The organism is Enterobacter cloacae complex sp. P1B, assembly GCF_014982345.1.
In the GTDB taxonomy this organism is placed as follows: Bacteria; Pseudomonadota; Gammaproteobacteria; order Enterobacterales; family Enterobacteriaceae; genus Enterobacter; species Enterobacter bugandensis.
In genome coordinates, this window is the sequence record NZ_JADCLF010000014.1 from 50,502 (window position 1) to 77,392 (window position 26,891).

Genomic DNA, 26,891 nt, shown 5'->3' on the forward strand with positions numbered 1-26,891 from the left:
GAGAGGTTTTTATTTTAGCGACTCTGAATCGCTAAATCGCCCGGCAGCGTTTTCTGCATACGGTGCCAGATTTCACCGGAGTCGTGGCCGTAGCGGCGTACGGTTTCATAAACCTGATCGTGCAGGCCTTCGGTGCAGAGCTTGCTCAGCTTATGGTAGAAGCCCAGCGCCAGACTGCGGGCTTCAGGGTTAGCGAAGTAGTGACGACCAATGCGGGTATAGAGCCCTTTCATACCGTTGAGGATCAGGCCGTAAACCGGGTTGCCGGAGGCAAACGCCAGGCCGCGAAACACGTTGTAATCGAGGGTGGCAAAGGCGTCGGCGTGATCTTCAACTTCATTCGCGCTGGCCAGCACCGCAAGCGCATCTTCAGGATGCTGACGGAAAGCGGTACGAATAAAAATAGTCGCGATGTTGGTGCGCACGGAGAGCAGATTATCAATCAGCTGCGGCACGCTTTCGTGGTCGAGGCGCGCCAGCGTTTCAAGAATGTTCAGCCCCGAGGTTTCCCAGAAGTTGTTTACCTTTGTTGGCTTGCCGTGCTGGATCGTCAACCATCCATCACGCGCCAGTCGCTGAAGCACTTCACGCAGCGTGGTGCGAGTGACGCCAATCAGTTCAGAGAGTTCGCGTTCAGCCGGAAGAATGGACCCCGCAGGGAAACGATTATTCCAGATGCTTTCAATGATGTACTCTTCCGCGAAACCCGCCGGGCTCTGCGCCTTAATGACCATAGTGAGATTTCCATTACACAGCTTTTTGCAAATTGGACTCATCATACCAGAGGCGTGCAACGGCAGGTAGCGCGGCAAAGTGAGAAAAGAGGGATCGCCGTTTCATTTTTGTGAAATTTACAATGCGGTCTTATCCGCCTCCGGGCCGCGATTTTTGCGTATACTGATGTTTTGTATTACTTAACGGGAAGGACGTCTGTTGTGGAAATTTCTTTTGGGCGCGCGCTGTGGCGCAATTTTTTAGGTCATTCTCCTGACTGGTACAAACTGATACTGCTGGTTTTCCTGGTCGTTAATCCCATCATTTTTAGCGTGGATCCGTTTATCGCCGGGTGGCTGCTGGTGGCAGAATTTATCTTCACCCTGGCCATGGCGCTGAAGTGTTATCCCCTGCTGCCCGGCGGTTTGCTGGCATTTGAAGCCGTTGTCCTCGGCATGACGTCCGCAGAGCATGTAAAAGCAGAGCTGGCCTCCAATCTGGAAGTGCTCCTGCTACTCATTTTTATGGTGGCCGGTATCTACTTTATGAAACAGCTGCTGCTGTTTATCTTTACCCGCCTGCTGCTGAGCATTACGTCAAAAACGATCCTCTCGCTGGCGTTTTGCCTTGCCGCCGCCTTTCTGTCGGCCTTCCTGGATGCGCTCACCGTTGTCGCGGTGGTGATCAGCGTCGCCGTCGGATTTTACGGCATTTATCACCGCGTGGCCTCCTCTCGCCCAAGTGAGGATTTACAGGACGATAGCCACGTCGAGGCGCATAACCGCGACGTGCTGGAACAGTTCCGCGCGTTTCTGCGCAGCCTGATGATGCACGCAGGGGTCGGTACGGCGTTGGGCGGCGTGATGACCATGGTGGGCGAGCCGCAAAACCTGATCATCGCGAAAGCGGCTGAATGGCATTTTGGCGAGTTTTTCCTGCGCATGGCCCCCGTCAGCGTGCCTGTGCTGGTCTGCGGGTTAGCGACCTGCATTCTGGTCGAAAAATTCAGGCTGTTCGGCTACGGCGCACAGCTGCCTGAACCGGTCCGCAAAGAACTGCATAAATTTGACGAGCAGAGCCGCAAACAGCGTACGCGCCAGGAGACGCTGCGTCTGATTGCGCAGGGGATCATCGGCATCTGGCTTATCGCCGCGCTGGCGTTGCATCTTGCCGAAGTCGGGTTGATTGGCCTCTCCGTCATTATACTTGCCACCACCTTTAGCGGGGTTACGGACGAACATGCTATTGGTAAAGCCTTTACCGAAGCCCTGCCGTTTACCGCGCTGCTGGCGGTCTTTTTTGCGGTCGTGGCGGTGATTATTGACCAACACCTTTTCGCACCGATTATCGCGTTTGTGCTTCAGGCCTCGCCGGACTCGCAGCTTACGCTGTTCTATCTCTTTAACGGTCTGTTGTCCTCTATTTCCGATAACGTCTTTGTCGGGACGGTGTATATCAATGAGGCCAAAGCGGCGATGGAGCAAGGGATCGTCAGTACCGGGCAGTTCGACCTGCTGGCGGTAGCCATCAACACCGGAACAAACCTGCCCTCCGTTGCAACACCTAACGGCCAGGCGGCATTTCTCTTCCTGCTGACCTCGGCGCTGGCACCGCTCATACGACTTTCTTATGGAAGAATGGTCTGGATGGCGCTGCCGTACACGCTGGTGCTCACCGTTGTTGGTTTGCTGTGCATCAAAATTACTCTCGTTCCCTGTACGCAATGGCTGCTACAAGCGGGTATACTTGCGGCGCATTAAAATTCGTTTACACTGCGCTTTCTAAGCATGTTCCAGGGAAATGATTATGTTGAGATTTTTAAACCAGTGCTCCCGCGGTCGCGGAGCGTGGTTGTTGATGGCCCTGACCGCCTTTGCGCTGGAAATGGTTGCGCTGTGGTTCCAGCACGTGATGGGACTCAAGCCCTGCGTGCTGTGCATCTACGAGCGCTGCGCGCTGTTCGGCATTATGGGTGCAGGCCTGGTGGGCGCAATTGCCCCAAAAACGCCGTTGCGCTATGTGGGTATTGCCATCTGGCTGTACAGCGCCTGGAAAGGGATTGAGCTTTCCTGGCAGCACACCATGATGCAGCTGCATCCGTCACCGTTTATGACCTGTGATTTCGCCGCCCGCTTCCCTAGCTGGCTGCCGCTGGATAAGTGGCTTCCGCAGGTGTTTGTCGCATCCGGTGACTGCTCCGTACGTCAGTGGGAATTCCTGACGCTGGAGATGCCGCAGTGGCTGGTGGGCATTTTTGTGGCCTACTTCGTCGTGGCGCTGCTGGTGCTGATTGCTCAGCCGTTCAAACCGAAGAAACGCGATTTGTTTGGAAGGTAAAAGCAAAAACCCGCCCCGGCGGGTTTTTTATTATCACCGATTAGGGTGATTCATGATGTGATCTTCCCAGTCCCGTACCTCGGACTCCTTCACCGCAATGTGGCGTACCGAGATACGCTCGCCGTGCATCGCCGCTTTTGAACCGGTCAGCAGAGGATGCCAGGCCGGTAGATCTTTCCCTTCCGCCAGCAGGCGATACGCGCAGGTGTGCGGCAGCCACTCAAAAGTCGGCAGATTTTCACGGGTGAGCTTGATGCAGTCCGGCTCGAACTCAAAGCGGCGTTCGTAGTTGCGGCACTGGCAGGTTTTAATGTTCAGCTGCCTGCAGGCGACGTTGGTGAAATAGATCTCATCGGAGTCTTCATCCATCAGCTTGTGCAGGCAGCACTGCCCGCAGCCGTCGCACAACGATTCCCACTCCGCGTCGGTCATTTGGTCAAGAGTTTTGCTTTGCCAGAAAGGAATGTCGTTCATCAGGATGTCCACACGTCAAAAGAAAGCGCACCTTATAACGAGTCTGGCACGTGGTTGCAAGTTTTGCCGCCCTTTGCAGGCGGCAAGTTGCGGTTACAGCACGCGGGTTTTTAGCGACAGGCCGTTAAAACCGACCTCAAGCTCATCGCCGCTGGCGAGCGGGCCCACACCTTCCGGCGTGCCGGTGAGGATCACATCGCCCGGCTTCAGGGTGAAGAAACGGCTCATGTAGGCGATCAGCGGCACAATCTTGTGGATCATATCTGCCGTGGTGCCCTGCTGGCGGATCTCTCCGTTAACCTTCAGGCTGAGCGGAGTGTCCTGCGGATCGTTGGTAAATTCATTCACCGGAACAAACCCTGAAATCGGACATGCGTTATCAAAGCCTTTGGCTTTTTCCCACGGCTGCCCGGCCTTCTTCATTTTGCCCTGCACGTCGCGCAGGGTCAGATCCAGCGCCACGCCGTAGCCGGCAATCGCTTTCTCGACATGCTCTTCGGAAGCCTGGCGCAGCGTGGCGCCGATCAGCACGGCAAGCTCTACTTCGTGATGCACCGACCCCAGCCCCTGCGGCAGCGCCAGCGGCTGGCGGATGTCGCATAGCGCCGTCTCGGGCTTAATAAACAGGACCGGCTCTTCTGGGGTTGCGCTGCCCATCTCCTGAATATGCTTCGCATAGTTGCTGCCCACGCAGACCACTTTGCTGACGGGATAATCCAGTAATGCACCTTGCCAGTTATGATGTTGATACATGCTCGACCCCTAATCGGTTGATGTGTTATGCCCGAAAACAGCTGAGGCTATTTTTTCCCGGACGCCTCGAGGTGCTGTTTTAATAAATTCTCAGGCGGCGGTGGAAGCTGTAAATAATAGCCCTGCTCGGCTAATGCCGTTTTCACTTTTTCCAGATCGGCATTCACCAGTTTCTTACGGCCGTCCAGCGGCAGCAGCATCGCCAGCTGTGGTCGGCCAAAGTTCTTCATTAATTCTTCCGGCACGCGTGAAAAATCGTCTTTCTTTTCGACATAAAGATAGGTCTGGTCACGGCTTGTACTTCTGTAGATCACACAAAACATGTTTTTACTCTGAATTAATGGGTGGTTGCTTGCCTCAATATACTCCTGACTATAACATGCCTGATACTCTTCGGAATATCGCAGCGAATGGTTGCGGTTAATAGCAAATTGAGTAAGGCCAGGATGTCAAACACGCCCATCGAGCTTAAAGGCAGTAGCTTCACCTTATCAGTGGTTCATTTGCATGATGCAAAACCCGAGGTTATTCGTCAGGCGTTAGAAGACAAAATCGCCCAGGCTCCCGCCTTTCTGAAGCACGCCCCCGTCGTCATCAACGTCAGCGGTCTTGAGGCGCCGGTTAACTGGACACGTCTCCAGCAGGCGGTCTCCTCTACCGGGCTGCGTATTGTCGGCATCAGCGGCTGCAAAGATCCCGAGCTGAAAGCGGAAATCGACCGTGCGGGGCTGCCTCTTCTTAATGAAGGCAAAGAAAAAACCCCACGTGCAGCACCCGCTGCCGTACAAACGCCCCCTCCTGCGGCGCAAAACGTTACCGCTCTCACAAAAACGCGAATGATTGATGTGCCGGTTCGTTCCGGTCAGCGCATTTATGCGCCAAACTGTGATCTAATTGTTACAAGCCACGTCAGCGCTGGCGCAGAGCTTATTGCAGATGGCAATATTCACGTTTACGGTATGATGCGTGGACGTGCGCTCGCGGGCGCAAGTGGCGATCGGGACGCGCAAATATTTTGTACTCATCTGACGGCGGAACTGGTGTCCATCGCAGGTGAATATTGGCTGAGCGACAAGATCCCAGCCGAATTTTATGGCAAAGCGGCTCGCCTGCTTCTGGCAGACGACGCGTTGACCGTTCAACCGTTGAATTAATCCCTTTTTAACAAGGAATTTCTATGGCACGCATTATTGTTGTTACTTCGGGTAAAGGAGGCGTTGGCAAGACCACCTCCAGCGCGGCCATCGCTACTGGTTTGGCCCAGAAGGGAAAGAAAACCGTCGTTATCGACTTCGATATCGGTCTGCGTAACCTCGACCTCATCATGGGATGTGAGCGTCGCGTCGTATATGACTTCGTGAACGTCATTCAGGGCGATGCCACGCTGAACCAGGCGCTGATTAAAGACAAGCGCACCGAGAACCTCTTCATTCTTCCGGCTTCTCAGACGCGTGATAAAGATGCCCTGACCCGTGAAGGTGTGGAAAAGGTGCTCGACGAGCTGAAAAAAATGGAGTTCGACTTCATCGTCTGTGACTCCCCTGCCGGCATTGAAACCGGTGCCCTGATGGCGCTCTACTTTGCTGATGAAGCGATCATCACCACCAACCCGGAAGTCTCCTCCGTGCGTGACTCCGACCGTATTCTCGGTATTCTGGCCTCCAAATCCCGCCGTGCGGAAAATGGACAGGATCCGATCAAAGAGCACCTGCTGCTGACCCGCTATAACCCGGGTCGCGTAAACAAAGGTGACATGCTAAGCATGGAAGACGTGCTGGAGATCCTGCGCATTAAACTGGTTGGCGTTATCCCGGAAGACCAGTCCGTGTTACGCGCCTCTAACCAGGGCGAGCCCGTGATCCTTGATACAACGGCAGATGCAGGTAAAGCTTACGCCGATACCGTTGACCGTCTGCTGGGAGAAGAACGTCCTTTCCGCTTCATTGAAGAAGAGAAGAAAGGTTTCCTCAAACGCCTGTTCGGAGGATAAGTTATGGCATTACTGGACTTTTTTCTCTCGCGGAAAAAAAGCACCGCCAACATCGCAAAAGAACGCCTGCAAATTATCGTTGCGGAGCGTCGTCGTAGCGACGCCGAGCCTCACTACCTGCCGCAGCTGCGCAAGGACATCCTGGAAGTGATCTGTAAGTATGTGCAGATTGACCCGGAGATGGTCACCGTACAGCTGGAGCAAAAAGACGGGGATATTTCGATTCTGGAGCTGAACGTAACGCTTCCGGAAGCGGAAGAGTCGCGTCCGTAGGTTCCTGGTGTCGTAGCCCCGGTAAGCGCAGCGCTACCGGGGAGAATATGCCGGGTATATCGCCCGGCATATTTTTATCGCGGATAACCTTCCAGCAAGGTATTCAGGCGATCGGCCATCAATACCCCGCGCCAGCCAGCCATCAGTTCCGGCACGCCATTCTGCGGTTTCAGCTTCCAGTGCCAGTTCAGCAGCTGGTTAATCTGTCTGCGTGACGCCAGCAGTTCAGCGCTCAGCTTGCTTTCCGTTGCGACATCCTGCACCAGCGCTTTGATATCCTTAAATGCTTTACGATAGCCCGGCATATCCATGAGATTCAGCAGCGTCTCAGGCAGTGCGTCCTCCGGCAGCGCCTGCGCTTTGGCGACCAGCGCCAGCAGGGTTTTACCATGGAAACGGATCTCGCTGCCGGAAAGGCCAATGCTGTCCAGCTCGCCCAGGCTGCCCGGCATATAGCGCGCGACCGCCCAGAGATGCTCTTCACGCACCACAAAATTCACGGCCAGATCGCGCTCGCGCGCTTTACGCAAACGCCAGTCCGCTAACAGCTGCAGGCAGGCCAGCTGACGCGTGCGAAGCTGCCAGGCGTTGGTGATATCACGCCAGGCCTCTTTCGGGTCAACCACTTCCTGGCGACGCTGCTGCGTCATACGGCACTCGTCCAGCGCGGCAGACAGCCAGCCGGAGGCTTCCGCCTCTTTCATCAGCTGTCCGGCAATCGGCAGCAGGTAAAACACGTCTGCCGCCGCATATTCCAGCTGACGCTCGGTAAGCGGACGGGCCAGCCAGTCGGTACGGGATTCACTTTTATCCAGCGTCAGGCCCGTGTACTCCTCCACCATGGCGGCAAAGCCCCACGACAGCGGACGACCGCTGAACGCCGCGAGGATCTGCGTATCAATCAGCGGCTGAGGCATGATGCCAAAGGTGTTAAGAAAGACTTCCAGATCTTCACTGCCCGCGTGCAGATATTTCGTTACCGCAGTATCCAGCAGCAGGTCACGCATCGGCGCCCAGTCGGTAATGCCGAGCGGGTCGATCAGCGAGACGTGCTTACCGTCGTACATCTGTATCAAACCCAGCTGTGGATAATAGGTGCGAGTACGGACAAACTCGGTATCCAGAGCGATGGCAGGAAAGTCGCGCGTCACTTCGCACAGCGAAGCCAGCTCGTCGTTGGTCGTGATCATCTGGTAATTCAAATCGGATTCTCTTTTGTTTGCGCCCATAAAAAACGCCGGCTTAACCGGCGTCTGGGCGATTAACGTGAAGCTCAGGCCTTATTGTCTACTTTGGCACGGGCTTCGTCACGTAATTCTCGTCGTAATATCTTCCCGACGTTGGATTTCGGCAGCTCATCGCGGAATTCCACCAGCTTCGGCACTTTATAGCCCGTCAGCTGACGGCGACAAAACGTTATCAACGCTTCCTCGGTAAGAGAAGGATCTTTCTTGACCACAAATATCTTCACCGCTTCACCGCTGCTGCCGGAAGGAACGCCCACCGCCGCCACTTCCAGCACGCCGCTGTGCTGCATCACCACGTCTTCGATTTCGTTCGGATAGACGTTGAAGCCGGAGACCAGGATCATATCTTTTTTGCGATCGACGATGCGCAGGAAGCCTTCGTCATCCATCACCGCAATATCGCCGGTGTGAAGCCAGCCGTCTTTAATGATTTCGTCGGTCGCATCAGGACGCTGCCAGTAACCCAGCATCACCTGCGGCCCTCTGACGCACAGCTCGCCCGGCTGGCCGTGAGGCACTTCGTTATCCTCATCATCCACCAGCTTTGCTTCCGTCGAGGGGACCGGCAGGCCGATGCTGCCGCTGTGGTAGTCGATATCGTGCGGGTTGACGCTCACCAGCGGGGCACACTCCGTCAGGCCGTAGCCTTCCAGCAGATATTGCCCGGTTAGCTTCACCCAGCGCTCGGCCACCGCCTGCTGAACCGGCATGCCGCCGCCCGCGGAGAGATGGAGCGTGGAGAAATCAAGCTGCTGGAACTCTTTGTTGTTAAGCAGCGCGTTAAACAGGGTGTTCACCCCGGTCATGGCGGTAAACGGGTATTTTGCCAGCTCTTTCACCAGACCCGGGATATCGCGCGGGTTGGTGATCAATACGTTTTGCCCGCCCAGCTCGATAAACAGCAGGCAGTTCATGGTCAGCGCGAAGATGTGATACAGCGGCAGCGCGGTGATTACCAGCTCTTTACCCGGATGCAGCAGCGGCCCGTAGGTGGCATTAACCTGCTCAAGGTTCGCCAGCATGTTGCGGTGGGTCAGCATCGCCCCTTTGGCCACGCCGGTGGTGCCGCCTGTGTATTGCAGGAAGGCCAGGTCTTCGGAGACGACTTCAGGCTTGACGTACTGCATGCGATAGCCCGCATGCAGCGCGCGGCGGAAGGAGATAGCATCCGGCAGGTGGTATTTTGGTACCAGACGTTTGACGTATTTAACGACAAAGTTAACCAGCGTCCCTTTGGCGCTGGAAAGCTGATCGCCCATGCGCGTCAGGATGACGTGCTTCACCTGGGTTTTGTCGACCACTTTTTCCAGGGTATGGGCAAAGTTAGAAACAATGACAATCGCCACCGCCCCGCTGTCGTTCAGCTGATGTTCCAGCTCGCGCGGCGTGTAAAGCGGGTTAACGTTGACCACAATCATCCCGGCACGCAGGATGCCAAACAGCGCCACCGGGTATTGCAGCAGGTTCGGCATCATCAGCGCGACGCGATCCCCTTTTTGCAGCCCAAGTCCTTCCTGCAGATAAGCCGCAAACGCCCGGCTACGCTCCTCAAGCTTACGGAACGTCATCACCTCGCCCATATTCACAAACGCGGGCTGGTCTGCGTAACGTCTTACCGAGTGCTCAAATAATTCCACCAGGGATTGATAACGGTCAGGATTGATCTCCGCAGGCACATCTGCGGGATAACGGTTAAGCCAAACCTTTTGCAATGCATCACCTCTGAAATGAGTGTTCGTCGTCATCACAGCCCCGATAATAAACAGTTTGTTAACATTATATTAACTCAGCGTACCAGTTTATTAATTGTTCAGATTGCAGGTTGCGAAGCGCGTCACTCTTTTTTTTCGTTTTATCCGTAAAAAAACAGAGACAGCGGCTGAGCCGCTGTCTCTTTCTTAACAATAACAGTAAGTTACTCAGTTACGATCGTTTGCACCTGTGCAGGGCCCGGGTTATACCAGCCCCATCCCGGATAACCGTAACGGTAAGGATGTGGGCCCCACATCCACGGGTCGATTGGCTGAGGCGGCATCACCACCTGCTGGGCGATACGCCAGCGCTTATAGCCGTTCACCTGCATAGTCATAAATTTATACGGCGTGTTGCCGATTTTGCCTTGCACCGAACCGGTAATCGGCCCGACAACGGTTACCAGCTGTCCGCGAAAATCGACCGGGTCGAGGAAACCACTAACGTCGGCATAGATACGCCCGCGAGAGGCTTCACCGAGTACGGGACGCGCGCCGCTGTCGAGCGGTACCGTGGCTATTTCCAGACGGGTTTTCCCCTGCTGGTTCTGAACGTCGATCACTTTCCCACCGAAGCGGGCTTCCTGGCCGACGTAAAGCTCGGGCGCATTCATTACCCGAACCAGATCCTGCTGTGGCGTCGGGCTGCTGCCCTTGATCGCATCAGGTACGGTTACGCAACCGCTCAGTGCTATGGCAACCGCGCCTGCCATAAAAAGGCGTACTACTTTAGTCTGAACCGCCATGATGCGACTCCTTTTTCTCAGTTCCTGTTACTGAGATTCATTCGCGGCCCGGAAGTTTCTTCCACGCGACGGTGTTTCGCAAATAAACCGGCTCCGCATGCTCAACGGCAACGGTTTTTCCTGCTGCAAGCAGTTGACGGGCAATCGGGAGCATATCTTCTGCCGCAGGCAGGAGCATGTTGCCGTCCACCAGCGTCACGCCGGTGCCGCTCGCCATCTCTGGCCACGCCGGCCAGCCCGTGCCGACCGTCGCCCACTCGCCGGACAGCTGCTTCAGGCGCTCAGTAACGGCTTCAGGCTTAAGCACTGCTTCCGTCTCTTCGCCGTGCCAGACGCCGTTTTCATCGCGGGTATATTCCGCCCAGTAAACTTCACCCATGCGAGCGTCAATAGCGGCGAGCACGCGGGTCGCGCCCGTCATGCGCCAGGCACCCTCCGCCATCGTCGCGAGCGTAGAGACGCCGATCATCGGCAGGTCAGCGCCCAGCGCCAGCCCCTGCGCGATGCCAATCCCAATGCGCACGCCCGTAAAGCTGCCGGGGCCGCGGCCAAAGGCCAGCGCGTCGAGGTCGGTTAAGGTGGTGTTGCCCTGGGTTAAAATGGCTTTTACCAGGGGCAGAATACGCTGGGTGTGTTCCCGTGGGCACTCTTCGAAATGAGCAGAAACAGCACCGTCGTTTAACAGAGCAACAGAGCAAGCCTCTGTCGCGGTATCAATAGCCAGAATTCGCATCAGTCGTCGCGCTCTCGCAAGGGTCAGTCACAAAATGGCGCGCATCTTAGCACACTCCGGAGCGAATTACTCCGCCGTTGGGTTTGCCAGGAAACGCACCGCGCGTTTAATGTCCCGCGTACGCGGGGCGGGCGGCAGGCTGGCGAGGAAGGTTGCGCCGTAAGGACGCATCACCAGGCGGTTATCGCAGATCACCAGCACGCCGCGGTCGGTGACGTCACGGATCAGGCGTCCTACCCCCTGCTTAAGCGTGATGACCGCGTCCGGTAGTTGGACGTCGTCGAACGGATCGCCGCCGCGCAGGCGGCAGTCTTCCATCCGCGCCTTGAGCAGCGGATCGTCCGGCGACGTGAACGGCAGCTTATCGATGATCACCAGCGAGAGCGTGTCGCCGCGCACGTCCACCCCTTCCCAGAAGCTGCTGGTTGCCACCAGCAGGGCATTACCGGCGCTGACGAACTGCTGGAGCAGCTGGCCTTTACTGGTTTCCCCCTGCAGCAGCACCGGGAGGGTCATGGTGGCGCGAAACTGCTCGGCGAGATCGCGCATCATGGCGTGTGAGGTGCAGAGCATAAAGCAGCGCCCGTTGTTGGCCTCAATCATCGGCTTGAGCATCGCTGCGAGATGCCGCGCCGCCCCCGGCTGGTTCGGCAGCGGGAGATTGCGTGGCACGCAGAGTAGCGCCTGCTTTTCGTAATCAAACGGGCTGGGCAGCAGCAGTGATTCCGCCTGCTCAATACCGAGGCGCTCGGTGAAGTGGTGCAGATCGTCATTTACAGACAGGGTTGCGGAAGTGAAGATCCAGCTTCCCGGCTTCTGCGCCATCACCTCTTTGAATTTATCGGCCACCGTCAGCGGCGTGAGCGCCAGGGTAAAGTGGCGCGAGGTGCATTCATACCAGTAGCTGTACCCCGGCTGGTTGATCTCTTTTAGCCGTTTGAGCCGCCCGCGATAGAGCGTGGCGCGCTCGAAGGCGGCGTCAAGCAGCGCGGAGCGTCCGAGGGACAGCTTCGCCACGTCGTAGCAGAGCTCAAGTGCATCATCGAGCAGCAGCAGCGCGCGCTGGATATTTTTGTCCGCCAGCAGTTCGCGCAGGTTGCCGCGATAGCCCGGCTCGCCAAGCTGTAAGCGGAAATCCTGCGCGCTTTGCGCCAGACGGTCGGCGCACTTCTGCAACTGCTGGGTATCTTTGAGTTCGGTCCGGTAGGCAATGGTAAAATCTTTCGCCAGATCCTGTAGCTGGCGGCTGGAGAGCGACTGGCCGAAATACTGGCTGGCGATATCCGGCAACTGATGGGCTTCATCGAAAATCATCACGTCCGCCTCCGGGATCAGCTCGCCGAAACCGCTGTCCTTAACCACCATGTCCGCGAGGAACAGGTGGTGGTTCACCACCACCACGTCTGCGTCCATCGCGGTTTTGCGCGCTTTCACCACAAAACAGTCTTTATACAGCGGGCAGTCGCTACCGAGGCAGTTGTCGTTGGTGCTGGTCACCAGCGGCCAGGCCGGGGAGTCTTCCGGCACGCTCGCGCAGGTGCTGATATCGCCCTCTTCGGTCTGGTTCGCCCAGGCGCGCAGGATAATGACGTCGCTCAGGGTTTGAACCGGCAGATCGCCGCCGGCCAGCGCCTGCTGTTCGAGTCGCTCCAGGCACAGGTAGTTTGAGCGCCCTTTCAGCAGTGCCAGGCGTCCTTTGTATTTCAGCGCTTTTGCTACGGTAGGCAGATCGCGGCTGTAGAGCTGATCCTGCAGCGCTTTCGATCCGGTGGAAATTATCACTTTCTTTTTCGCCCGCAGCGCCGGCGCAAGGTAAGCATAGGTCTTACCCGTGCCGGTTCCGGCTTCAACCACCAGCGGCTGGGCCTTATCAATGGCGCGGGCAACGGCGTGCGCCATCTGTCGCTGAGGCTCACGGGGCTTGAAGCCGGGGATCGCCTGCGCTAATTGACCTTCAGGGGAAAAATCGTCTGCCACGTTGCTCTCTCACTGTATTTTTGCACAGGGATTATGTCAGCCCATCTTCTCCTGTGCCACCCCAAAGAGTGACGACGGCAGAACAATATGGCAGTCTTGCCGCCTGACGACGAAAAATAACGAGGAAACGTTTATGACAATTGTGCGCATTGATGCCGAAGCCCGCTGGTCTGATGTGGTGATCCATAACCAGACGCTGTATTACACCGGTGTACCGTCAAATCTGGACGCGGATGCGTTCGAACAGACGGCGAATACCCTGGCGCAGATTGATGCCGTGCTGGAAAAACAGGGCAGCGATAAATCCCGCATTCTGGATGCGACCATTTTCCTGGCAAATAAAGACGATTTCGCGGCGATGAACAAAGCCTGGGATGCGTGGGTGGTGGCGGGTCACGCGCCTGTACGCTGCACCGTACAGGCCACGCTGATGAAACCGGAATACAAGGTTGAGATAAAGATTATCGCGGCGGTTTAAGCCCGATTACTCTTCATCTTCATCCTCAAAACGCGCCACGATCCGCTCGCCGGTATGGGTGGCGCGCAGCTCCTCCGCCACCTGGGAAATCGCCTGTCCGCTGCTCATCCCCTGGGACATCAGTTCCTGAATTCGCTCAACCGCTTTCTGCTGCTGTTCATGGCTCAGAGAAGGTAAACCTGCAAACATCGTCAACTCCTGCTAAATTATTCGCGCTAATTATTTCACGCTGCCCGGTAGTATGCCATACATGAACATGCGCTTCCCCACTGTTGTTACCTTACCCTGGCGCGCTGACGCCGCTGAGTTCTGGTTTGCCCGTCTGAGCCATCTTCCTTTTGCTATGCTGCTGCACTCCGGCCATGCGGATCACCCGTACAGCCGCTTCGATATTCTGGTGGCCGATCCCCTGAAAACGCTGACGACCGACGATCTGTCGACGACGGACGATCCGCTGATGCAGCTTCAGCAGGAAATCAACGCGCTGGGCTTATCCGCTACCCCTAACCTGGACCTGCCCTTCCAGGGCGGCGCGCTGGGCCTGTTTGGCTACGATTTGGGTCGCCGCTTCGAGATGCTGCCCGAGCATGCGCAGGCGGATATTGCCCTGCCGGACATGGCCGTGGGGCTGTATGACTGGGCGTTGATTGTGGACCACCAGAAAAAAAGGGTCTCCCTGCTGAGCCATGATGACGTGCAGGCGCGTCTGGCCTGGCTTGAGGCACAACAGCCTGCTCCAGCTGAGGCGTTCACCCTGACCTCCGGCTGGCGCTCGAACATGACCGCGCCGGAATACGCGGAAAAATTCTCCCGCGTGCAGGCCTATCTGCAAAGCGGCGACTGCTATCAGGTTAACCTTGCCCAGCGTTTCCAGGCAGCATACCAGGGGGACGAGTGGCAGGCGTTTACCCGTCTCAATGCCAGCAACAGGGCTCCGTTCAGCGCGTTCGTACGTCTGAAACAGGGGGCCATCCTCAGCCTGTCGCCGGAGCGTTTTATCCATCTGGCGGAAGGGACGATTCAGACCCGCCCGATTAAAGGCACGCTGCCGCGCCTTGCCGATCCGGACGCCGATCGCCAGCAGGCGGAGAAACTCGCCGGGTCACCGAAGGATCGCGCCGAAAACCTGATGATTGTCGACCTGATGCGTAACGATATTGGCCGGGTCGCCGAACCAGGCAGCGTGCGCGTGCCGGAGCTGTTCGTCGTCGAACCTTTCCCGGCAGTGCATCATCTGGTCAGCACCATCACCGCGCGTCTGCCCGCCTCTCGCACCGCCTGCGATCTGCTCCGGGCCGCGTTCCCGGGCGGCTCCATCACCGGTGCGCCAAAAATTCGCGCCATGGAAATCATCGACGAACTGGAACCGCACCGCCGCAACGCCTGGTGCGGCAGCATCGGCTATATCAGCCTGTGCGGCACCATGGATACCAGCATTACCATTCGCACGCTGACGGCGTGCGGCGGCAATCTGTACTGTTCTGCGGGCGGCGGCATTGTGGCGGACAGCCAGGTCGAGGCGGAATATCAGGAAACCTTTGATAAGGTGAACCGCATCCTGAAGCAACTGGAGAACTAACGGTGGAGAAAGAGAACCTGACGCTGGATGATTTTCTGTCGCGCTTTCAGCTGCTACGGCCGCAGGTCAACCGCGCCACGCTGAATCAGCGTCAGGCGGCGGTGCTGATCCCGGTGGTGCGCCGGGAACAGCCGGGCCTGCTGCTTACGCAGCGTTCGCCGCATATGCGCAAACACGCCGGTCAGGTGGCCTTCCCGGGAGGCGCGGTGGACAGCACCGATGCGTCGCTGATTGCCGCCGCGCTGCGGGAAGCGCAGGAGGAGGTGGCGATCCCGCCTGACGCGGTGGAAGTCATCGGCGTGCTGCCGCCCGTCGACAGCGTGACCGGCTTTCAGGTCACCCCGGTAGTCGGCATTATCCCCCCCAATCTTCAGTATCACGCCAGCGTCGACGAAGTCTCTGCGGTATTTGAGATGCCGCTTGAAGAGGCGCTCCGGCTAAGCCGCTATCATCCGCTGGATATCCATCGCCGGGGGCATGACCATCGGGTCTGGTTGTCCTGGTATCAGCATTATTTTGTCTGGGGCATGACGGCGGGCATCATTCGTGAACTGGCGCTACAAATCGGCCTGAAGCCTTGACTATACTTTACATTCCAGCCTTTTTTGCAGGTTTGCGATCCGCGTCGCGCTATTAGCAAAACCCATCGTTAACCATTAGTTTAATTCATGTGAATAGTTAAGCCGAGGTTGGTGTTCCCTCTTACACTATGCGCAGTTATAACATCGTTACTGGAACCCCGGTAACCCTGTCAGGAGTGTGAAAGTGATTAGTATATTCGACATGTTCAAAGTGGGGATTGGTCCTTCTTCTTCCCACACTGTAGGGCCGATGAAGGCCGGTAAACAGTTCGTCGATGATCTGGTCGAAAAAGGATTACTGGAAAGCGTTACCCGTGTCGCCGTAGACGTTTACGGTTCACTGTCATTAACGGGTAAAGGCCACCACACCGATATCGCCATTATTATGGGTCTGGCGGGCAATATGCCGGACACTGTTGATATTGATGCCATCCCGGCATTCATCCGCGACGTGGAAGCGCGCGGTCGCCTGCTGCTGGCTAACGGTCAGCACGAAGTGGATTTTCCGCAGGATGACGGCATGCGTTTTCGCAGCGACAACCTGCCGCTGCATGAAAACGGCATGACTATCCACGCCTGGAGCGGCGAAAAAGAGATCTACAGCAAAACCTACTACTCCATCGGCGGTGGCTTCATCGTTGACGAAGAGCATTTCGGTAAAGAGAGCGCGGGCGACGTGAACGTGCCCTATCCGTTCAAATCGGCCACCGAGATGCTGGGCTACTGCAAAGAGACCGGTTTGTCGCTGTCCGGCATGGTGATGCAGAACGAGCTGGCGCTGCACAGCAAAAAAGAGATCGAAGACTATTTTGCCAACGTGTGGCAAACCATGCGCGCCTGTATCGATCGCGGGATGAATACCGAAGGCGTACTGCCAGGGCCACTGCGCGTGCCGCGTCGTGCCTCTGCCCTGCGCCGTATGCTGGTGACCACGGACAAATTCTCTAACGACCCGATGAACGTAGTTGACTGGGTGAACATGTTTGCTCTGGCGGTGAACGAAGAGAACGCCGCAGGGGGGCGCGTCGTGACTGCGCCAACCAACGGCGCGTGCGGGATCGTTCCGGCGGTGCTGGCCTATTACGATCACTTTATCGAGCCTGTGACGCCGGATATTTATATCCGTTATTTCCTCGCGGCCGGCGCTATCGGCGCGCTGTACAAGATGAACGCGTCCATTTCAGGCGCTGAAGTGGGCTGTCAGGGTGAAGTAGGCGTGGCCTGCTCCATGGCGGCGGCCGGTCTGGCAGAGCTGCTGGGCGCAAGCCCTGAACAGGTTTGCGTGGCGGCGGAAATTGGCATGGAGCATAACCTCGGTCTGACCTGTGATCCGGTCGCAGGCCAGGTGCAGGTACCGTGCATTGAGCGTAACGCGATTGCCTCCGTCAAAGCGATTAACGCCTCGCGCATGGCGATGCGCCGTACCAGCGAACCACGCGTGTCGCTGGATAAGGTTATCGAAACCATGTACGAAACCGGCAAAGACATGAACGCGAAGTACCGTGAAACGTCGCGCGGCGGTCTGGCCATTAAGGTGCAGTGCGACTAATCCTCTCTTTCGCCCATCCGCAACGGATGGGCGAATTTCTCCCTTCATTCTCGTCTCCTTCTTCTTTCCCCACTACACTTTTACGGTCGCGGCTGCTCGCGCTCGGCCTGGCATCAGGCAGCGGCTAAATAGCGAACGGGTTGAGAGAGAAGCAGGCGCGGTAGTAACGCCACAATGGCTGGCGGGAAAATCTTTCCCGCCAGAAGATCGTAACGGGCACATCGTACCCGTTAAGCAGACTTATTCGTCTTCGTCGTGTGCAGACTGTTCTTTAACAATGCGGACCAGATCGACGCGGTAGTCGTTAGCTTCAACGATAGTGATGTGCAATGGAGGAAGCTCGATCACATCCCCGACGCGCGGGATCTGACCGTTTACGGCGATAACCAGCCCCGCCACGGTTGCGATGTCTTCTTCATCGTTAACTACGTTTTCCAGCCCCAGCGTATGCGAGAGCGCGTGCAGGTCGGTCGCACCTTTGACCAGCCAGCCTTCGCCGTCGGCCACAATCTCAGGCGTTTCGTCTTCATCCGGGAATTCACCGGCAATCGCTTCAAGTACGTCCAGCGGCGTCACCAGCCCCTGTACCACACCAAACTCGTTGGTGACGATAACAAAGCTACCGCGCGCGCGACGCAATACGCCCAGCAGGTTGATCGGATCCAGCGTTTCCGGTACGACAATCGCTGGCGACGAAGCTGCAATGGCCTCCACGTTGACGCCCTCTTCCAGCGCCACCAGCATCTCTTTCGCCCGAACCACGCCGATGATTTCATCCAGTTCACCGCGACACACCGGGAACAGGCTGTGCGGAGATGAGAGCAATTGCTGACGAATTTCATCAACGCTCAGGTTCGCATCGACCCAGCTAATTTCCCCGCGCGGCGTCATGATGCCGCGCAGCGAGCGGGAGGCCAGGGAGAGCACGCCGTTAATCATGTAGCGTTCTTCTTCCACAAACGCCCCTTCCGGAACCGGCACCGGGTTACGGTTTTCAGGGTCAGACTGGACGTTCACCTGACGGCGTCCGCCCATCAGACGCAGAATGGCGTCCGCTGTACGGGCGCGCAGCGGCTGATTTGACTGCTGCTTAATAAAGTTACGGCGCGCAATCTGGTTGAACAGTTCGATCAGGATCGAGAAGCCAATCGCGGCGTACAGGTAGCCTTTAGGAATATGGAAGCCGAAACCTTCCGCCACCAGGCTCAAACCAATCATCAGCAGGAAGCTCAGACAGAGCACGACCACCGTCGGATGCTGGTTGACGAAGCGCGTCAGCGGTTTCGAGGCCAGCAGCATCACCGCCATCGCAATCACGACAGCCGCCATCATCACCGGCAGGTGGTTCACCATACCGACCGCGGTAATCACCGCATCCAGCGAGAAGACTGCATCCAGCACCACAATTTGCAGCACTACGACCCAGAAGCTGGCGTAACCCTTACCGTGACCATCATCATGCTGCCGGTTCTCCAGCCGTTCATGCAGCTCTGTTGTCGCTTTGAAGAGCAGGAATATCCCCCCGATTAGCATGATCAAATCACGGCCGGAGAAGGTGTAATCCATGACGGAGAACAGCGGTTTGGTCAGCGTGACCATCCACGAGATCACGGAGAGCAGCCCCAGTCGCATGACCAGCGCCAGCGAGAGTCCAATCAGACGCGCTTTATCACGCTGTTTTGGCGGCAGCTTGTCCGCAAGGATGGCGATAAACACAAGGTTATCAATACCGAGAACGATCTCCAGTACGACCAGCGTGAGCAGTCCCACCCAGATTGACGGGTCCATTAAGAATTCCATGACAAGCTCCTGCTAAAGGAATGACAAAACGGTGCCCCACTCAACGTGGGCAAAAAAGAGGCAGACAGAGTTGATACGTGGCGTGGTTCGCCGGTGAAAAAGGCGCGGAATGGCCTGGTAGATGACTGACGTCGGTGACGGTCCATATAGTGGGCTGTAGCCCTATACTCCTGAACAAGTAAACGGAGGCTAAACATATCAGAGAGACTGTGTTTTTAGCAAAGATTTACGTTCCTTTGCAAAGTTCTGTAACACAGCGGCTATACGCTACAGATAATTCTGTAACGCGTGGCTAAATTACGGATCTTCATCACATAAATTATTTTTTCACTATCTAAAATAATTCGCGGAAGTCTTAGTTTTTTGAACTCTAACCCTTATCTGAATCGATTCGGTTCGCCAATACGATTCTCAGTACGTCTGCCCGGCAGGCGTATTAATGATAATAAAAGGAGGTAGCAAGTGACCATTGCTATTGTCATAGGCACACATGGTTGGGCTGCTGAGCAGCTACTCAAAACGGCAGAGATGCTGTTGGGCGAGCAGGAAAACGTCGGCTGGATCGATTTCGTTCCCGGTGAAAATGCCGAGACGCTGATTGAGAAGTACAACGCTCAACTCGCGAAGCTGGATACCAGCAAAGGCGTGCTGTTTCTCGTCGATACATGGGGCGGCAGTCCGTTTAATGCTGCCAGCCGCATTGTCGTCGATAAAGAGCATTATGAAGTCGTCGCCGGGGTAAACATTCCCATGCTGGTGGAAACCTTTATGGCGCGCGACGACAACCCAGGCTTCGATGAGCTGGTCGCGCTGGCCGTTGAAACCGGCCGCGAAGGGGTGAAAGCCCTGAAGGCTCAGCCGGTTGAAAAACCCGCCCCTGCCCCGGCTGCGGCGGCACCGAAAGCAGCGGCACCGGCAAAACCGATGGGACCGAACGATTACATGGTTATCGGCCTGGCGCGTATTGATGACCGTCTGATTCACGGACAGGTTGCGACTCGCTGGACCAAAGAGACCAACGTACAGCGTATCATCGTGGTCAGTGACGAAGTGGCCGCCGACACTGTCCGTAAAACCCTTCTGACTCAGGTTGCACCACCGGGCGTTACCGCGCACGTGGTGGATGTCGCCAAGATGATCCGCGTTTACAACAACCCGAAATATGCGGGTGAACGCGTGATGCTCCTGTTTACTAACCCGACAGACGTCGAGCGCATTGTTGAAGGCGGCGTGAAAATCACCTCCGTGAACATCGGCGGTATGGCTTTCCGTCAGGGCAAAACGCAGGTCAACAACGCGATTTCAGTTGATGCGAAAGATATCGAGGCGTTCAACAAGCTGAATGCTCGCGGTATTGAGCTGGAAGCCCGTAAGGTTTCCACTGACCAGAAACTGAAAATGATGGATTTGATCGGTAAAGTTGGGAAATAAGCCCGCGCCGGTTTTTCACATAAAGCTTATGTTATAGGAGAAGTACAATGGAGATTACCACTCTTCAGATTGTGCTGGTGTTCATCGTCGCGTGTATTGCGGGTATGGAATCCGTACTTGATGAATTTCAGTTCCACCGCCCTCTGGTGGCCTGTACGTTGATCGGTGCCGTTCTGGGTGATATGAAAACCGGTATCATCATCGGTGGTACGCTGGAAATGATCGCCCTGGGCTGGATGAACATCGGTGCCGCCGTTGCGCCTGATGCCGCACTGGCCTCAATCATCTCAACCGTTCTGGTTATTGCCGGTCATCAGAGTATTGGTGCAGGTATTGCCCTTGCCATTCCTCTGGCCGCAGCAGGCCAGGTGCTGACCATCATCGTTCGTACCATCACCGTGGCCTTCCAGCACGCGGCGGATAAGGCGGCCGAGAACGGCAACCTCACGGCACTCTCCTGGATCCACGTGTCGTCCCTGTTCCTGCAGGCGATGCGTATCGCAATCCCGGCGGTTATCGTTGCGATCTCTGTCGGCACCAGTGAAGTTCAGGGCATGCTGAACGCGATTCCTGAAGTGGTCACCAGCGGTCTGAACATCGCGGGCGGTATGATCGTCGTGGTAGGTTACGCGATGGTCATCAACATGATGCGCGCGGGCTACCTGATGCCGTTCTTCTACCTCGGCTTCGTCACCGCAGCATTCACCAACTTCAACCTGGTTGCGCTGGGCGTGATTGGTGCCGTGATGGCGATTCTCTACATCCAGCTCAGCCCGAAATACAACCGTGTTGCGGGTGCCCCAGCGCAGGCTGCTGGTAACAACGATCTCGATAACGAACTGGACTAACAGGTGAGCGAAATGGTTGATATGACAAAAACTACCACCGAGAAAAAACTCACTCCGGGTGATATTCGTGGCGTGTTCATCCGTTCTAACCTGTTTCAGGGTTCATGGAACTTCGAACGTATGCAGGCGCTGGGCTTCTGCTTCTCTATGGTGCCGGCGATAAAACGCCTCTACCCTGAGAACAACGAAGCACGCCGTCAGGCAATTAAGCGTCACCTGGAATTCTTCAACACCCATCCTTACGTCGCGGCTCCGGTTCTGGGCGTGACGCTGGCGATGGAAGAGCAGCGTGCGAACGGCGCGGAGATTGACGATGGTGCCATCAACGGTATCAAAGTCGGTCTGATGGGTCCGCTGGCCGGCGTGGGCGACCCTATCTTCTGGGGTACTGTTCGTCCGGTCTTCGCGGCGCTGGGTGCCGGGATCGCGATGAGCGGCAGCCTGCTCGGTCCTCTGTTGTTCTTTATCCTGTTCAACGCGGTACGTCTTCTGACCCGTTACTACGGCGTGGCCTATGGCTACCGTAAGGGCGTGGACATCGTTAAGGATATGGGCGGCGGCTTCCTGCAGAAACTGACCGAGGGGGCCTCTATTCTCGGCCTGTTTGTCATGGGGGCGCTGGTTAACAAGTGGACGCACGTGAACATCCCGCTGGTGGTTTCGACCATCACCGGTCAGGATGGTCAAACCCGCGTCACCACCGTGCAGACGATTCTGGACCAGCTGATGCCTGGCCTGGTGCCGCTGCTGTTGACCTTCGCCTGTATGTGGCTGCTGCGTAAGAAAGTGAACCCGCTGTGGATCATCGTTGGCTTCTTCGTCATCGGTATCGCGGGCTACGCTGTCGGCCTGCTGGGCCTGTAAAACATTGCGTTATCGACCGGGGGCTTGCCCCCGGTCTTTTTATCTGGAGGATGAATGACTGTTACGGACATCGTACTGGTGTTGTTTATTGTTGCCCTTCTGGCTTACGCGATCTATGACGAGTTCATTATGCCTCGCCGTAACGGCGAGACACTGCTGACCCTTCCCCTCTTACGCCGTGGACGCATTGATGCATTTATCTTCGCCGGCCTGGTGGTCATTCTGATTTACAATAACGTGACCAGCCACGGTGCAATATTAACCACATGGTTATTATGTGCGCTGGCATTAATGGCGATTTACCTGTTCTGGATCCGCTCGCCGAAACTCATTTTTAAAAAACAGGGATTCTTCTTTGCCAACGTATGGATAGAATATAACCGCATTAAAGAGATGAATTTATCCGAAGACGGCGTGTTAGTGATGCAATTAGAACAGCGCCGCCTGCTCATTCGGGTCAAAAATATTGATGACCTTGAGAAAATCTACACATTACTCGTTAAAACTCAATAATTTAACATTATAACCTCGGCTATATATTGTGATATTCTTTCGCAAAGAATATAGCCGTTGCTATATCTTCTCGCCTCTTTGACTTATATTTATTAACGATATTTTCACGCATAAACCTAAATGAAAATCGTTATCAAAGACGCAGATAAATTAAGCCTTGCTCGTTGTTGTTTTATATTCTCAAAATATGTTAAGGTTGCGCCCGTCGTTGGGGAGTAGCCGATTTCCTGCACGCAGGAAATGTACGCGTCAACATACTCGTTGAAAAACGTGGCGCGTACGGATCGCTTTCAGCACGCTTACCGTGCAAAAGAGTTCAGGCGAGACCATAGATACATCAACTGCTGTTTACTGGGGGCAGTGATGTGTCATATGGATATCCCCGGTCTGGACGCTCTTATGAACATCTCCGCTACGATCCTTCTCGCTTTTGGCATGTCTATGGATGCATTTGCCGCCTCCATCGGCAAAGGCGCCACGCTCCACAAACCTAAATTCACAGAAGCTCTGCGCACCGGTCTGATCTTTGGTGCCATCGAAACGCTGACGCCGCTCATCGGCTGGGGGTTGGGCATGCTCGCCAGCCAGTTCGTGCTGGAGTGGAACCACTGGATTGCGTTCGTCCTGCTGGTGTTTCTCGGAGGCCGAATGATGATTGAAGGTTTTCGCGGGAATGATGATGAAGATGAAGCACCGCTGCACCGCCACGGTTTCTGGCTGCTGGTCACCACGGCAATTGCCACCAGCCTGGACGCCATGGCCGTCGGGGTGGGTCTGGCATTCCTGCAGGTCAATATTATCGCCACCGCGCTGGCCATTGGCTGTGCAACGCTGATTATGTCCACGCTGGGCATGATGGTCGGGCGGTTTATCGGCCCGCTGCTGGGTAAACGCGCCGAGATCTTAGGCGGTATCGTGCTGATCGGCATTGGTGCCCAGATCCTCTGGGCACACTTCGCGCCTTAAGCGTCGCGCTGCCAGACGTGGATACTGAAATCTGTCTGGCAGCCAAACGTCGTCCGAGCCGCTAACGCATCCCATACTTCCGGCTTTGCCCGCCACGCGAATGGCGTCATCTGCAGCAGGGCTACCGCTTCTTCCCCGTTCAAATTCATTTCATACGCCACTGAATGCTCCTGCTTCAGCGTAAAGCCTTTCAGCTGTTCAGAGTGTGGGGCATGCAGACGCACCTCGTCGTAAATGAGTCCCTTCAGCTCCATCAGGTGACGCGGGCCCGGCGTGACGGTTATCACCCAGCCTCCGGGCTTCACGACGCGCGCCAGCTCATCTGCTTTACACGGCGCGTAGATGCGGATAATGGCATCCATACTGGCATTATCAAATGGCAGCCGGTGGCTGGATGCCACGCAAAACGTAACGCCAGCGTAACGTTTAGCCGCCGCGCGGATCGCCACTTTCGACACGTCGAGACCGAATGTCACGGCCCCCTTCTCCCGCACCACATCCGCAAACCGTGCGGTGTAGTACCCTTCCCCACAGCCTATATCAAGCATGGCGGACGCCGAATCAGGCAGTAAGTCACCCAGCATCTGCGCCACCGTCTCCCGCAGCGGCAGATAGTGCCCGGCATCGAGAAACGCCCTGCGCGCCTGCATCATCTCTGCGCTATCGCCCGGATCGCGGGAGCGCTTGTGCTGCACCGGAAGAAGATTCACATACCCTTCTTTCGCCATATCAAACTGATGTCCCTGCGGACAGGCATAACTTTTATCTGAGCGCGTCAGTGACGCGTGGCAAAGGGGACAGCTGAAGGACATGGAAACTCCGGGAGATAAACCAAAGGGCGAAGTGTACCGCTATTCGCCCTGCTATAAAACGGCTGGATTACCGCATGACGATAAGGTGGTCTGAACCGGCCGGCAGGCCATCGGGTTTGATATTCTCCAGGCGCAGCACGTTGCCCATGATTTCGCTGAAGACCGGCGCGGAAACCGCCCCGCCATAGTAGGCCCCGTTTTGAGGATCGTTAATCACCACCACCAGGGCGAAACGCGGGTCGCTGGCAGGCGCAACGCCTGCGGTATAGGCAACGTATTTATCGACATATTTGCCGCTATCATCAATTTTCTTCGCCGTCCCGGTCTTAACCGCCACGCGATAATCGCGAACGGCGGCCTTAACGCCCCCGCCGCCGGGCAGCGCGACGCTTTCCATCATGTGCTCCACTTCATGCGCGATCTCCTCCGGCATGACGCGGTGGCCGATAACCGGGGGATCGATGCGGGTGATGGAGAGTGGACGCTCAAGCCCGAAGCCGCCAATCGTCGCATAGACGTGGGCCAGCTGGAGCGGTGTGACCATCAGGCCGTAGCCAAAGGCAAAAGTCGCGCGGTCTAGCTGACTCCAGTATTTACGCTGTGGCAACAGCCCGGCGCTTTCGCCCGTTAAGCCAAGCCCCGTGTTGGTGCCAAACCCAAAGTTTCGATAGGTATCAATAAGATGCTGGACAGGCATCGCCAGCGAGAGCCGGGATACGCCGGTGTCGCTCGATTTTTGCAGGATCCCGGTCATGGTCAGCTCAGGATAATAACCCACGTCGCGGATACGATGCCCGTCAAGGGTATACGGGTGGGTATCAATGACGCTGTCCGGCTGGACCAGCCCCTGCTGCAGAGCCGTCATCAACACCAGCGGCTTAACGGTCGAACCGGGCTCGAACGTATCGCTGATTGCCCGGTTGCGAAAATCGTTTATCGTCGCGCCTTCACGGTTATTGGGATTGAAATCCGGATAGCTCGCCATGGCGAGTATTTCCCCGGTGGGGATATTAATGAGCACCGACGCCCCTGACTCGGCCTTATTCCAGGCGACGGCATTGTCCAGCGCGTCTTCGGTAATGGTTTGCAGCCGCTCGTCAATACTCAACTGGATGTTATGTGCCGGCGTGGGCGCCACTTCCGTCAGGTTTTCAACCACGCGCCCGTAGCGATCCTCCCGGACCTGTCGGACACCCGCTTTACCGGTCAGCTGAGTGTTGAAGCTTTTCTCCACCCCTTCAATGCCCTGCCCGTCAATATTGGTGAAGCCAATCAGGTTCGCCGCCACGTGGCCTGCCGGGTAAAAGCGGCGGGATTCATCGCGCAAATAAATGCCGGGTAAATTGAGCTTATCAATCCACTTCGCCTGAGCAGGATCGACCTGACGCGCCAGGTAGATGAAGCGTCCCTGGGGGTTGGCGTTAATCCGTGATGAAAGGGTGCTCAACGAGAGGTGCAGCGCGCTCGCCAGCGCCTGCCAGCGTTCATCAAACCCAACGCCCCCTTTTGCCAGCACCGTTTTTGGATCGGCCCATACGGCCCGGACGGGCACGCTGACCGCCAGCGGTCGGCCTTCACGATCCATAATCATCCCACGCGGCGCATCAATCGCCAGCTGACGAAGGGATCGCATATCTTCCTGCTTCACCAGATTGTCAGGTTTGATGATTTGTAGCCAGGCAACGCGGCCAAGTAAAAAGGCCAGACTGCAGAAAATAGCGAAACAGAGCAGCGCGAAACGCGCCGGCGTGAAATTGCCAGCGGTTAATATCAATTTTTTCTTCACCTGAACCCCAGGGCTGTTAAACAACGCTCTGATTTAACGAGAAAAGATGCGCTTAGGGAGGCGAAACTGTGATACTAACCTCGCAGCTTTGCAACAAGTTGCTAACAAGACCGTAGATAGTAATATTTTGAAAGATAGGGAATAAAAAAGCCCCGCATGATGCGAGGCTTTATGTCTGAGAGTGAAGCGCTATGCGCCCCCAGTCAGCAGCGGTTCGATCAGATAGCAGTTACGTTAACTGCAGCTGGGCCTTTCTGGCCGTCCTGAATTTCGAACTCAACGTTCTGGCCTTCGGCCAGAGTTTTGAAGCCGTTACCCTGGATTGCAGAGAAGTGTACGAACACGTCTTTGCTGCCATCAGCAGGAGTAATGAAACCAAAACCTTTAGACTCGTTGAACCACTTAACTTGACCTTTAATCTTTGCCATTTTGCAAAATTCCTTAGAGTGTTTTCTTAGCCCGCAGGCATTAACTGAGATAAAACTGAGACATTACTGCATGAGGCACTAATATAAGGTTCGGCAGAGAAGCGGTATTCAACGACAACGTGTTTACTCAGGACTTCTTTACTGAAAATGCCACACATAAACAGAACTGTACCTCGTTTGACCCAAAACGTGTTATCACACACTATGTTTAATATGGCAAGCCATTTTTAAACATGTCTCGATCCGCCGCACAAATTCGAA

Annotated in this window: 28 protein-coding genes, 1 pseudogene and 1 riboswitch; of the genes and pseudogenes, 14 read left to right on the forward strand and 15 right to left on the reverse strand. The window is 56.0% G+C overall.

Annotated elements, in window-relative coordinates:
• Positions 1–14: 14 nt before the first annotated feature.
• A complete protein-coding gene (gene fadR / locus INF77_RS17380; RefSeq protein WP_028013515.1) occupies positions 15–734 on the reverse strand; it encodes a fatty acid metabolism transcriptional regulator FadR in 720 nt (239 codons plus the stop codon).
• A 201-nt stretch (positions 735–935) separates the two neighbouring features.
• On the opposite strand from fadR, the gene nhaB reads away from it, so the two are divergent.
• Both nhaB and dsbB read left to right on the forward strand, forming a co-directional pair.
• A complete protein-coding gene (gene nhaB / locus INF77_RS17385; RefSeq protein WP_193532501.1) occupies positions 936–2,474 on the forward strand; it encodes a sodium/proton antiporter NhaB in 1,539 nt (512 codons plus the stop codon).
• A 46-nt stretch (positions 2,475–2,520) separates the two neighbouring features.
• Positions 2,521–3,051 (forward strand): disulfide bond formation protein DsbB, encoded by a 531-nt coding sequence (gene dsbB / locus INF77_RS17390; RefSeq protein ID WP_028013517.1) that lies wholly within the window; start codon positions 2,521–2,523, stop codon positions 3,049–3,051.
• A gap of 33 nt (positions 3,052–3,084) precedes the next feature.
• Here the strand turns inward: dsbB and INF77_RS17395 are convergent, their stop codons facing one another.
• The 3 genes from INF77_RS17395 to INF77_RS17405 all read right to left on the reverse strand — a co-directional run bounded on the left by INF77_RS17395 (position 3,085) and on the right by INF77_RS17405 (position 4,601).
• Positions 3,085–3,525 (reverse strand): YcgN family cysteine cluster protein, encoded by a 441-nt coding sequence (locus INF77_RS17395; RefSeq protein WP_028013518.1) that lies wholly within the window; start codon positions 3,523–3,525, stop codon positions 3,085–3,087.
• A 93-nt stretch (positions 3,526–3,618) separates the two neighbouring features.
• Complete coding sequence (locus tag INF77_RS17400; RefSeq protein ID WP_028013519.1) at positions 3,619–4,278, reverse strand: fumarylacetoacetate hydrolase family protein; 660 nt, start codon at positions 4,276–4,278, stop codon at positions 3,619–3,621.
• 47 nt (positions 4,279–4,325) lie between these two features.
• Positions 4,326–4,601 carry a YcgL domain-containing protein gene (locus INF77_RS17405; protein ID WP_041909499.1) on the reverse strand — a complete coding sequence of 92 codons (276 nt, stop codon included), beginning with the start codon at positions 4,599–4,601 and terminating at the stop codon, positions 4,326–4,328.
• Positions 4,602–4,724: 123 nt separating this feature from the next.
• On the opposite strand from INF77_RS17405, the gene minC reads away from it, so the two are divergent.
• The 3 genes from minC to minE are packed head-to-tail and all read left to right on the forward strand — an operon-like array spanning position 4,725 to position 6,541.
• Positions 4,725–5,432 (forward strand): septum site-determining protein MinC, encoded by a 708-nt coding sequence (minC, locus tag INF77_RS17410; RefSeq protein WP_028013521.1) that lies wholly within the window; start codon positions 4,725–4,727, stop codon positions 5,430–5,432.
• 23 nt (positions 5,433–5,455) lie between these two features.
• On the forward strand, positions 5,456–6,268 hold the full coding sequence (gene minD, locus INF77_RS17415; protein WP_028013522.1) for a septum site-determining protein MinD: 813 nt from the start codon (positions 5,456–5,458) through the stop codon (positions 6,266–6,268).
• 3 nt (positions 6,269–6,271) lie between these two features.
• The gene (minE, locus tag INF77_RS17420; RefSeq protein WP_010432714.1) at positions 6,272–6,541 is read left to right on the forward strand and encodes a cell division topological specificity factor MinE; all 270 of its coding nucleotides are present in this window, start codon (positions 6,272–6,274) and stop codon (positions 6,539–6,541) included.
• A gap of 74 nt (positions 6,542–6,615) precedes the next feature.
• Here the strand turns inward: minE and rnd are convergent, their stop codons facing one another.
• From rnd to INF77_RS17445, 5 genes are all read right to left on the reverse strand, one after another.
• Positions 6,616–7,743, reverse strand: coding sequence for a ribonuclease D (rnd, locus tag INF77_RS17425; protein WP_028013523.1), 1,128 nt, complete (start codon positions 7,741–7,743; stop codon positions 6,616–6,618).
• 71 nt (positions 7,744–7,814) lie between these two features.
• Positions 7,815–9,500, reverse strand: a complete 1,686-nt coding sequence (gene fadD / locus INF77_RS17430; protein WP_193532502.1) for a long-chain-fatty-acid--CoA ligase FadD — start codon at positions 9,498–9,500, stop codon at positions 7,815–7,817.
• 203 nt (positions 9,501–9,703) lie between these two features.
• Complete coding sequence (locus tag INF77_RS17435) at positions 9,704–10,285, reverse strand: Slp family lipoprotein (RefSeq protein ID WP_041909497.1); 582 nt, start codon at positions 10,283–10,285, stop codon at positions 9,704–9,706.
• 37 nt (positions 10,286–10,322) lie between these two features.
• Positions 10,323–11,018 (reverse strand): tRNA (adenosine(37)-N6)-threonylcarbamoyltransferase complex dimerization subunit type 1 TsaB, encoded by a 696-nt coding sequence (gene tsaB, locus INF77_RS17440; protein ID WP_047367799.1) that lies wholly within the window; start codon positions 11,016–11,018, stop codon positions 10,323–10,325.
• A 66-nt stretch (positions 11,019–11,084) separates the two neighbouring features.
• Complete coding sequence (locus tag INF77_RS17445; RefSeq protein ID WP_045630788.1) at positions 11,085–12,995, reverse strand: ATP-dependent DNA helicase; 1,911 nt, start codon at positions 12,993–12,995, stop codon at positions 11,085–11,087.
• Positions 12,996–13,128: 133 nt separating this feature from the next.
• On the opposite strand from INF77_RS17445, the gene INF77_RS17450 reads away from it, so the two are divergent.
• A complete protein-coding gene (locus INF77_RS17450) occupies positions 13,129–13,473 on the forward strand; it encodes a RidA family protein (protein WP_028013528.1) in 345 nt (114 codons plus the stop codon).
• Between the two features lie 6 nt (positions 13,474–13,479).
• Here the strand turns inward: INF77_RS17450 and INF77_RS17455 are convergent, their stop codons facing one another.
• Positions 13,480–13,662, reverse strand: a complete 183-nt coding sequence (locus INF77_RS17455; protein ID WP_008500497.1) for a YoaH family protein — start codon at positions 13,660–13,662, stop codon at positions 13,480–13,482.
• Positions 13,663–13,723: 61 nt separating this feature from the next.
• On the opposite strand from INF77_RS17455, the gene pabB reads away from it, so the two are divergent.
• The 3 genes from pabB to sdaA all read left to right on the forward strand — a co-directional run bounded on the left by pabB (position 13,724) and on the right by sdaA (position 17,182).
• Positions 13,724–15,052, forward strand: a complete 1,329-nt coding sequence (pabB, locus tag INF77_RS17460) for an aminodeoxychorismate synthase component 1 (RefSeq protein ID WP_193532530.1) — start codon at positions 13,724–13,726, stop codon at positions 15,050–15,052.
• A 2-nt stretch (positions 15,053–15,054) separates the two neighbouring features.
• Positions 15,055–15,633, forward strand: a complete 579-nt coding sequence (locus INF77_RS17465) for a CoA pyrophosphatase (RefSeq protein WP_028013530.1) — start codon at positions 15,055–15,057, stop codon at positions 15,631–15,633.
• A 184-nt stretch (positions 15,634–15,817) separates the two neighbouring features.
• Positions 15,818–17,182, forward strand: a complete 1,365-nt coding sequence (gene sdaA, locus INF77_RS17470; protein ID WP_028013531.1) for an L-serine ammonia-lyase — start codon at positions 15,818–15,820, stop codon at positions 17,180–17,182.
• A gap of 240 nt (positions 17,183–17,422) precedes the next feature.
• On the opposite strand, the gene yoaE is transcribed toward sdaA, so the two are convergent.
• The gene (yoaE, locus tag INF77_RS17475) at positions 17,423–18,982 is read right to left on the reverse strand and encodes a CNNM family cation transport protein YoaE (RefSeq protein WP_028013532.1); all 1,560 of its coding nucleotides are present in this window, start codon (positions 18,980–18,982) and stop codon (positions 17,423–17,425) included.
• A 462-nt stretch (positions 18,983–19,444) separates the two neighbouring features.
• On the opposite strand from yoaE, the gene manX reads away from it, so the two are divergent.
• The 5 genes from manX (at position 19,445) to mntP (ending at position 23,604) form a co-directional block, all read left to right on the forward strand.
• Entirely contained in the window at positions 19,445–20,413 is a 969-nt protein-coding gene (manX, locus tag INF77_RS17480) for a PTS mannose transporter subunit IIAB (RefSeq protein WP_028013533.1), read from the forward strand.
• Between the two features lie 47 nt (positions 20,414–20,460).
• Complete coding sequence (gene manY, locus INF77_RS17485) at positions 20,461–21,261, forward strand: PTS mannose transporter subunit IIC (protein WP_003859914.1); 801 nt, start codon at positions 20,461–20,463, stop codon at positions 21,259–21,261.
• A 12-nt stretch (positions 21,262–21,273) separates the two neighbouring features.
• Complete coding sequence (locus INF77_RS17490) at positions 21,274–22,125, forward strand: PTS mannose transporter subunit IID (RefSeq protein ID WP_006810994.1); 852 nt, start codon at positions 21,274–21,276, stop codon at positions 22,123–22,125.
• A 54-nt stretch (positions 22,126–22,179) separates the two neighbouring features.
• Positions 22,180–22,638 (forward strand): DUF986 family protein, encoded by a 459-nt coding sequence (locus tag INF77_RS17495; protein ID WP_047367801.1) that lies wholly within the window; start codon positions 22,180–22,182, stop codon positions 22,636–22,638.
• A 198-nt stretch (positions 22,639–22,836) separates the two neighbouring features.
• Positions 22,837–23,027: riboswitch (yybP-ykoY riboswitch) on the forward strand.
• Positions 23,028–23,037: 10 nt separating this feature from the next.
• Positions 23,038–23,604 carry a manganese efflux pump MntP gene (mntP, locus tag INF77_RS17500; RefSeq protein ID WP_041911997.1) on the forward strand — a complete coding sequence of 189 codons (567 nt, stop codon included), beginning with the start codon at positions 23,038–23,040 and terminating at the stop codon, positions 23,602–23,604.
• Here the strand turns inward: mntP and rlmA are convergent.
• The 4 genes and pseudogenes from rlmA to INF77_RS17520 all read right to left on the reverse strand — a co-directional run bounded on the left by rlmA (position 23,601) and on the right by INF77_RS17520 (position 26,788).
• The gene (gene rlmA / locus INF77_RS17505; protein ID WP_069733016.1) at positions 23,601–24,416 is read right to left on the reverse strand and encodes a 23S rRNA (guanine(745)-N(1))-methyltransferase; all 816 of its coding nucleotides are present in this window, start codon (positions 24,414–24,416) and stop codon (positions 23,601–23,603) included. The two genes, mntP and rlmA, sit on opposite strands and share 4 nt — an antisense overlap.
• A 67-nt stretch (positions 24,417–24,483) precedes the next feature.
• Entirely contained in the window at positions 24,484–26,202 is a 1,719-nt protein-coding gene (gene ftsI / locus INF77_RS17510; protein ID WP_193532503.1) for a peptidoglycan glycosyltransferase FtsI, read from the reverse strand.
• A gap of 218 nt (positions 26,203–26,420) precedes the next feature.
• Positions 26,421–26,630 (reverse strand): transcription antiterminator/RNA stability regulator CspE, encoded by a 210-nt coding sequence (gene cspE / locus INF77_RS17515; RefSeq protein ID WP_001062678.1) that lies wholly within the window; start codon positions 26,628–26,630, stop codon positions 26,421–26,423.
• Positions 26,631–26,643: 13 nt separating this feature from the next.
• Positions 26,644–26,788: pseudogene (locus INF77_RS17520) on the reverse strand (DUF2627 domain-containing protein).
• Between the last annotated feature and the right edge of the window lie 103 nt (positions 26,789–26,891).

Coding starts and splice junctions, on each gene's coding strand:
- INF77_RS17490 (WP_006810994.1), top strand. CDS start 21,274: ATGGTTGATATGACAAAAACTACCACCGAGAAAAAACTCACTCCGGGT.
- INF77_RS17455 (WP_008500497.1), bottom strand. CDS start 13,662: ATGTTTGCAGGTTTACCTTCTCTGAGCCATGAACAGCAGCAGAAAGCG.
- INF77_RS17400 (WP_028013519.1), bottom strand. CDS start 4,278: ATGTATCAACATCATAACTGGCAAGGTGCATTACTGGATTATCCCGTC.
- minD (WP_028013522.1), top strand. CDS start 5,456: ATGGCACGCATTATTGTTGTTACTTCGGGTAAAGGAGGCGTTGGCAAG.
- INF77_RS17495 (WP_047367801.1), top strand. CDS start 22,180: ATGACTGTTACGGACATCGTACTGGTGTTGTTTATTGTTGCCCTTCTG.
- rlmA (WP_069733016.1), bottom strand. CDS start 24,416: ATGTCCTTCAGCTGTCCCCTTTGCCACGCGTCACTGACGCGCTCAGAT.
- INF77_RS17395 (WP_028013518.1), bottom strand. CDS start 3,525: ATGAACGACATTCCTTTCTGGCAAAGCAAAACTCTTGACCAAATGACC.
- INF77_RS17405 (WP_041909499.1), bottom strand. CDS start 4,601: ATGTTTTGTGTGATCTACAGAAGTACAAGCCGTGACCAGACCTATCTT.
- mntP (WP_041911997.1), top strand. CDS start 23,038: ATGAACATCTCCGCTACGATCCTTCTCGCTTTTGGCATGTCTATGGAT.
- yoaE (WP_028013532.1), bottom strand. CDS start 18,982: ATGGAATTCTTAATGGACCCGTCAATCTGGGTGGGACTGCTCACGCTG.
- fadR (WP_028013515.1), bottom strand. CDS start 734: ATGGTCATTAAGGCGCAGAGCCCGGCGGGTTTCGCGGAAGAGTACATC.
- cspE (WP_001062678.1), bottom strand. CDS start 26,630: ATGGCAAAGATTAAAGGTCAAGTTAAGTGGTTCAACGAGTCTAAAGGT.
- minC (WP_028013521.1), top strand. CDS start 4,725: ATGTCAAACACGCCCATCGAGCTTAAAGGCAGTAGCTTCACCTTATCA.
- minE (WP_010432714.1), top strand. CDS start 6,272: ATGGCATTACTGGACTTTTTTCTCTCGCGGAAAAAAAGCACCGCCAAC.
- manY (WP_003859914.1), top strand. CDS start 20,461: ATGGAGATTACCACTCTTCAGATTGTGCTGGTGTTCATCGTCGCGTGT.
- tsaB (WP_047367799.1), bottom strand. CDS start 11,018: ATGCGAATTCTGGCTATTGATACCGCGACAGAGGCTTGCTCTGTTGCT.
- pabB (WP_193532530.1), top strand. CDS start 13,724: ATGAACATGCGCTTCCCCACTGTTGTTACCTTACCCTGGCGCGCTGAC.
- dsbB (WP_028013517.1), top strand. CDS start 2,521: ATGTTGAGATTTTTAAACCAGTGCTCCCGCGGTCGCGGAGCGTGGTTG.
- INF77_RS17450 (WP_028013528.1), top strand. CDS start 13,129: ATGACAATTGTGCGCATTGATGCCGAAGCCCGCTGGTCTGATGTGGTG.
- INF77_RS17435 (WP_041909497.1), bottom strand. CDS start 10,285: ATGGCGGTTCAGACTAAAGTAGTACGCCTTTTTATGGCAGGCGCGGTT.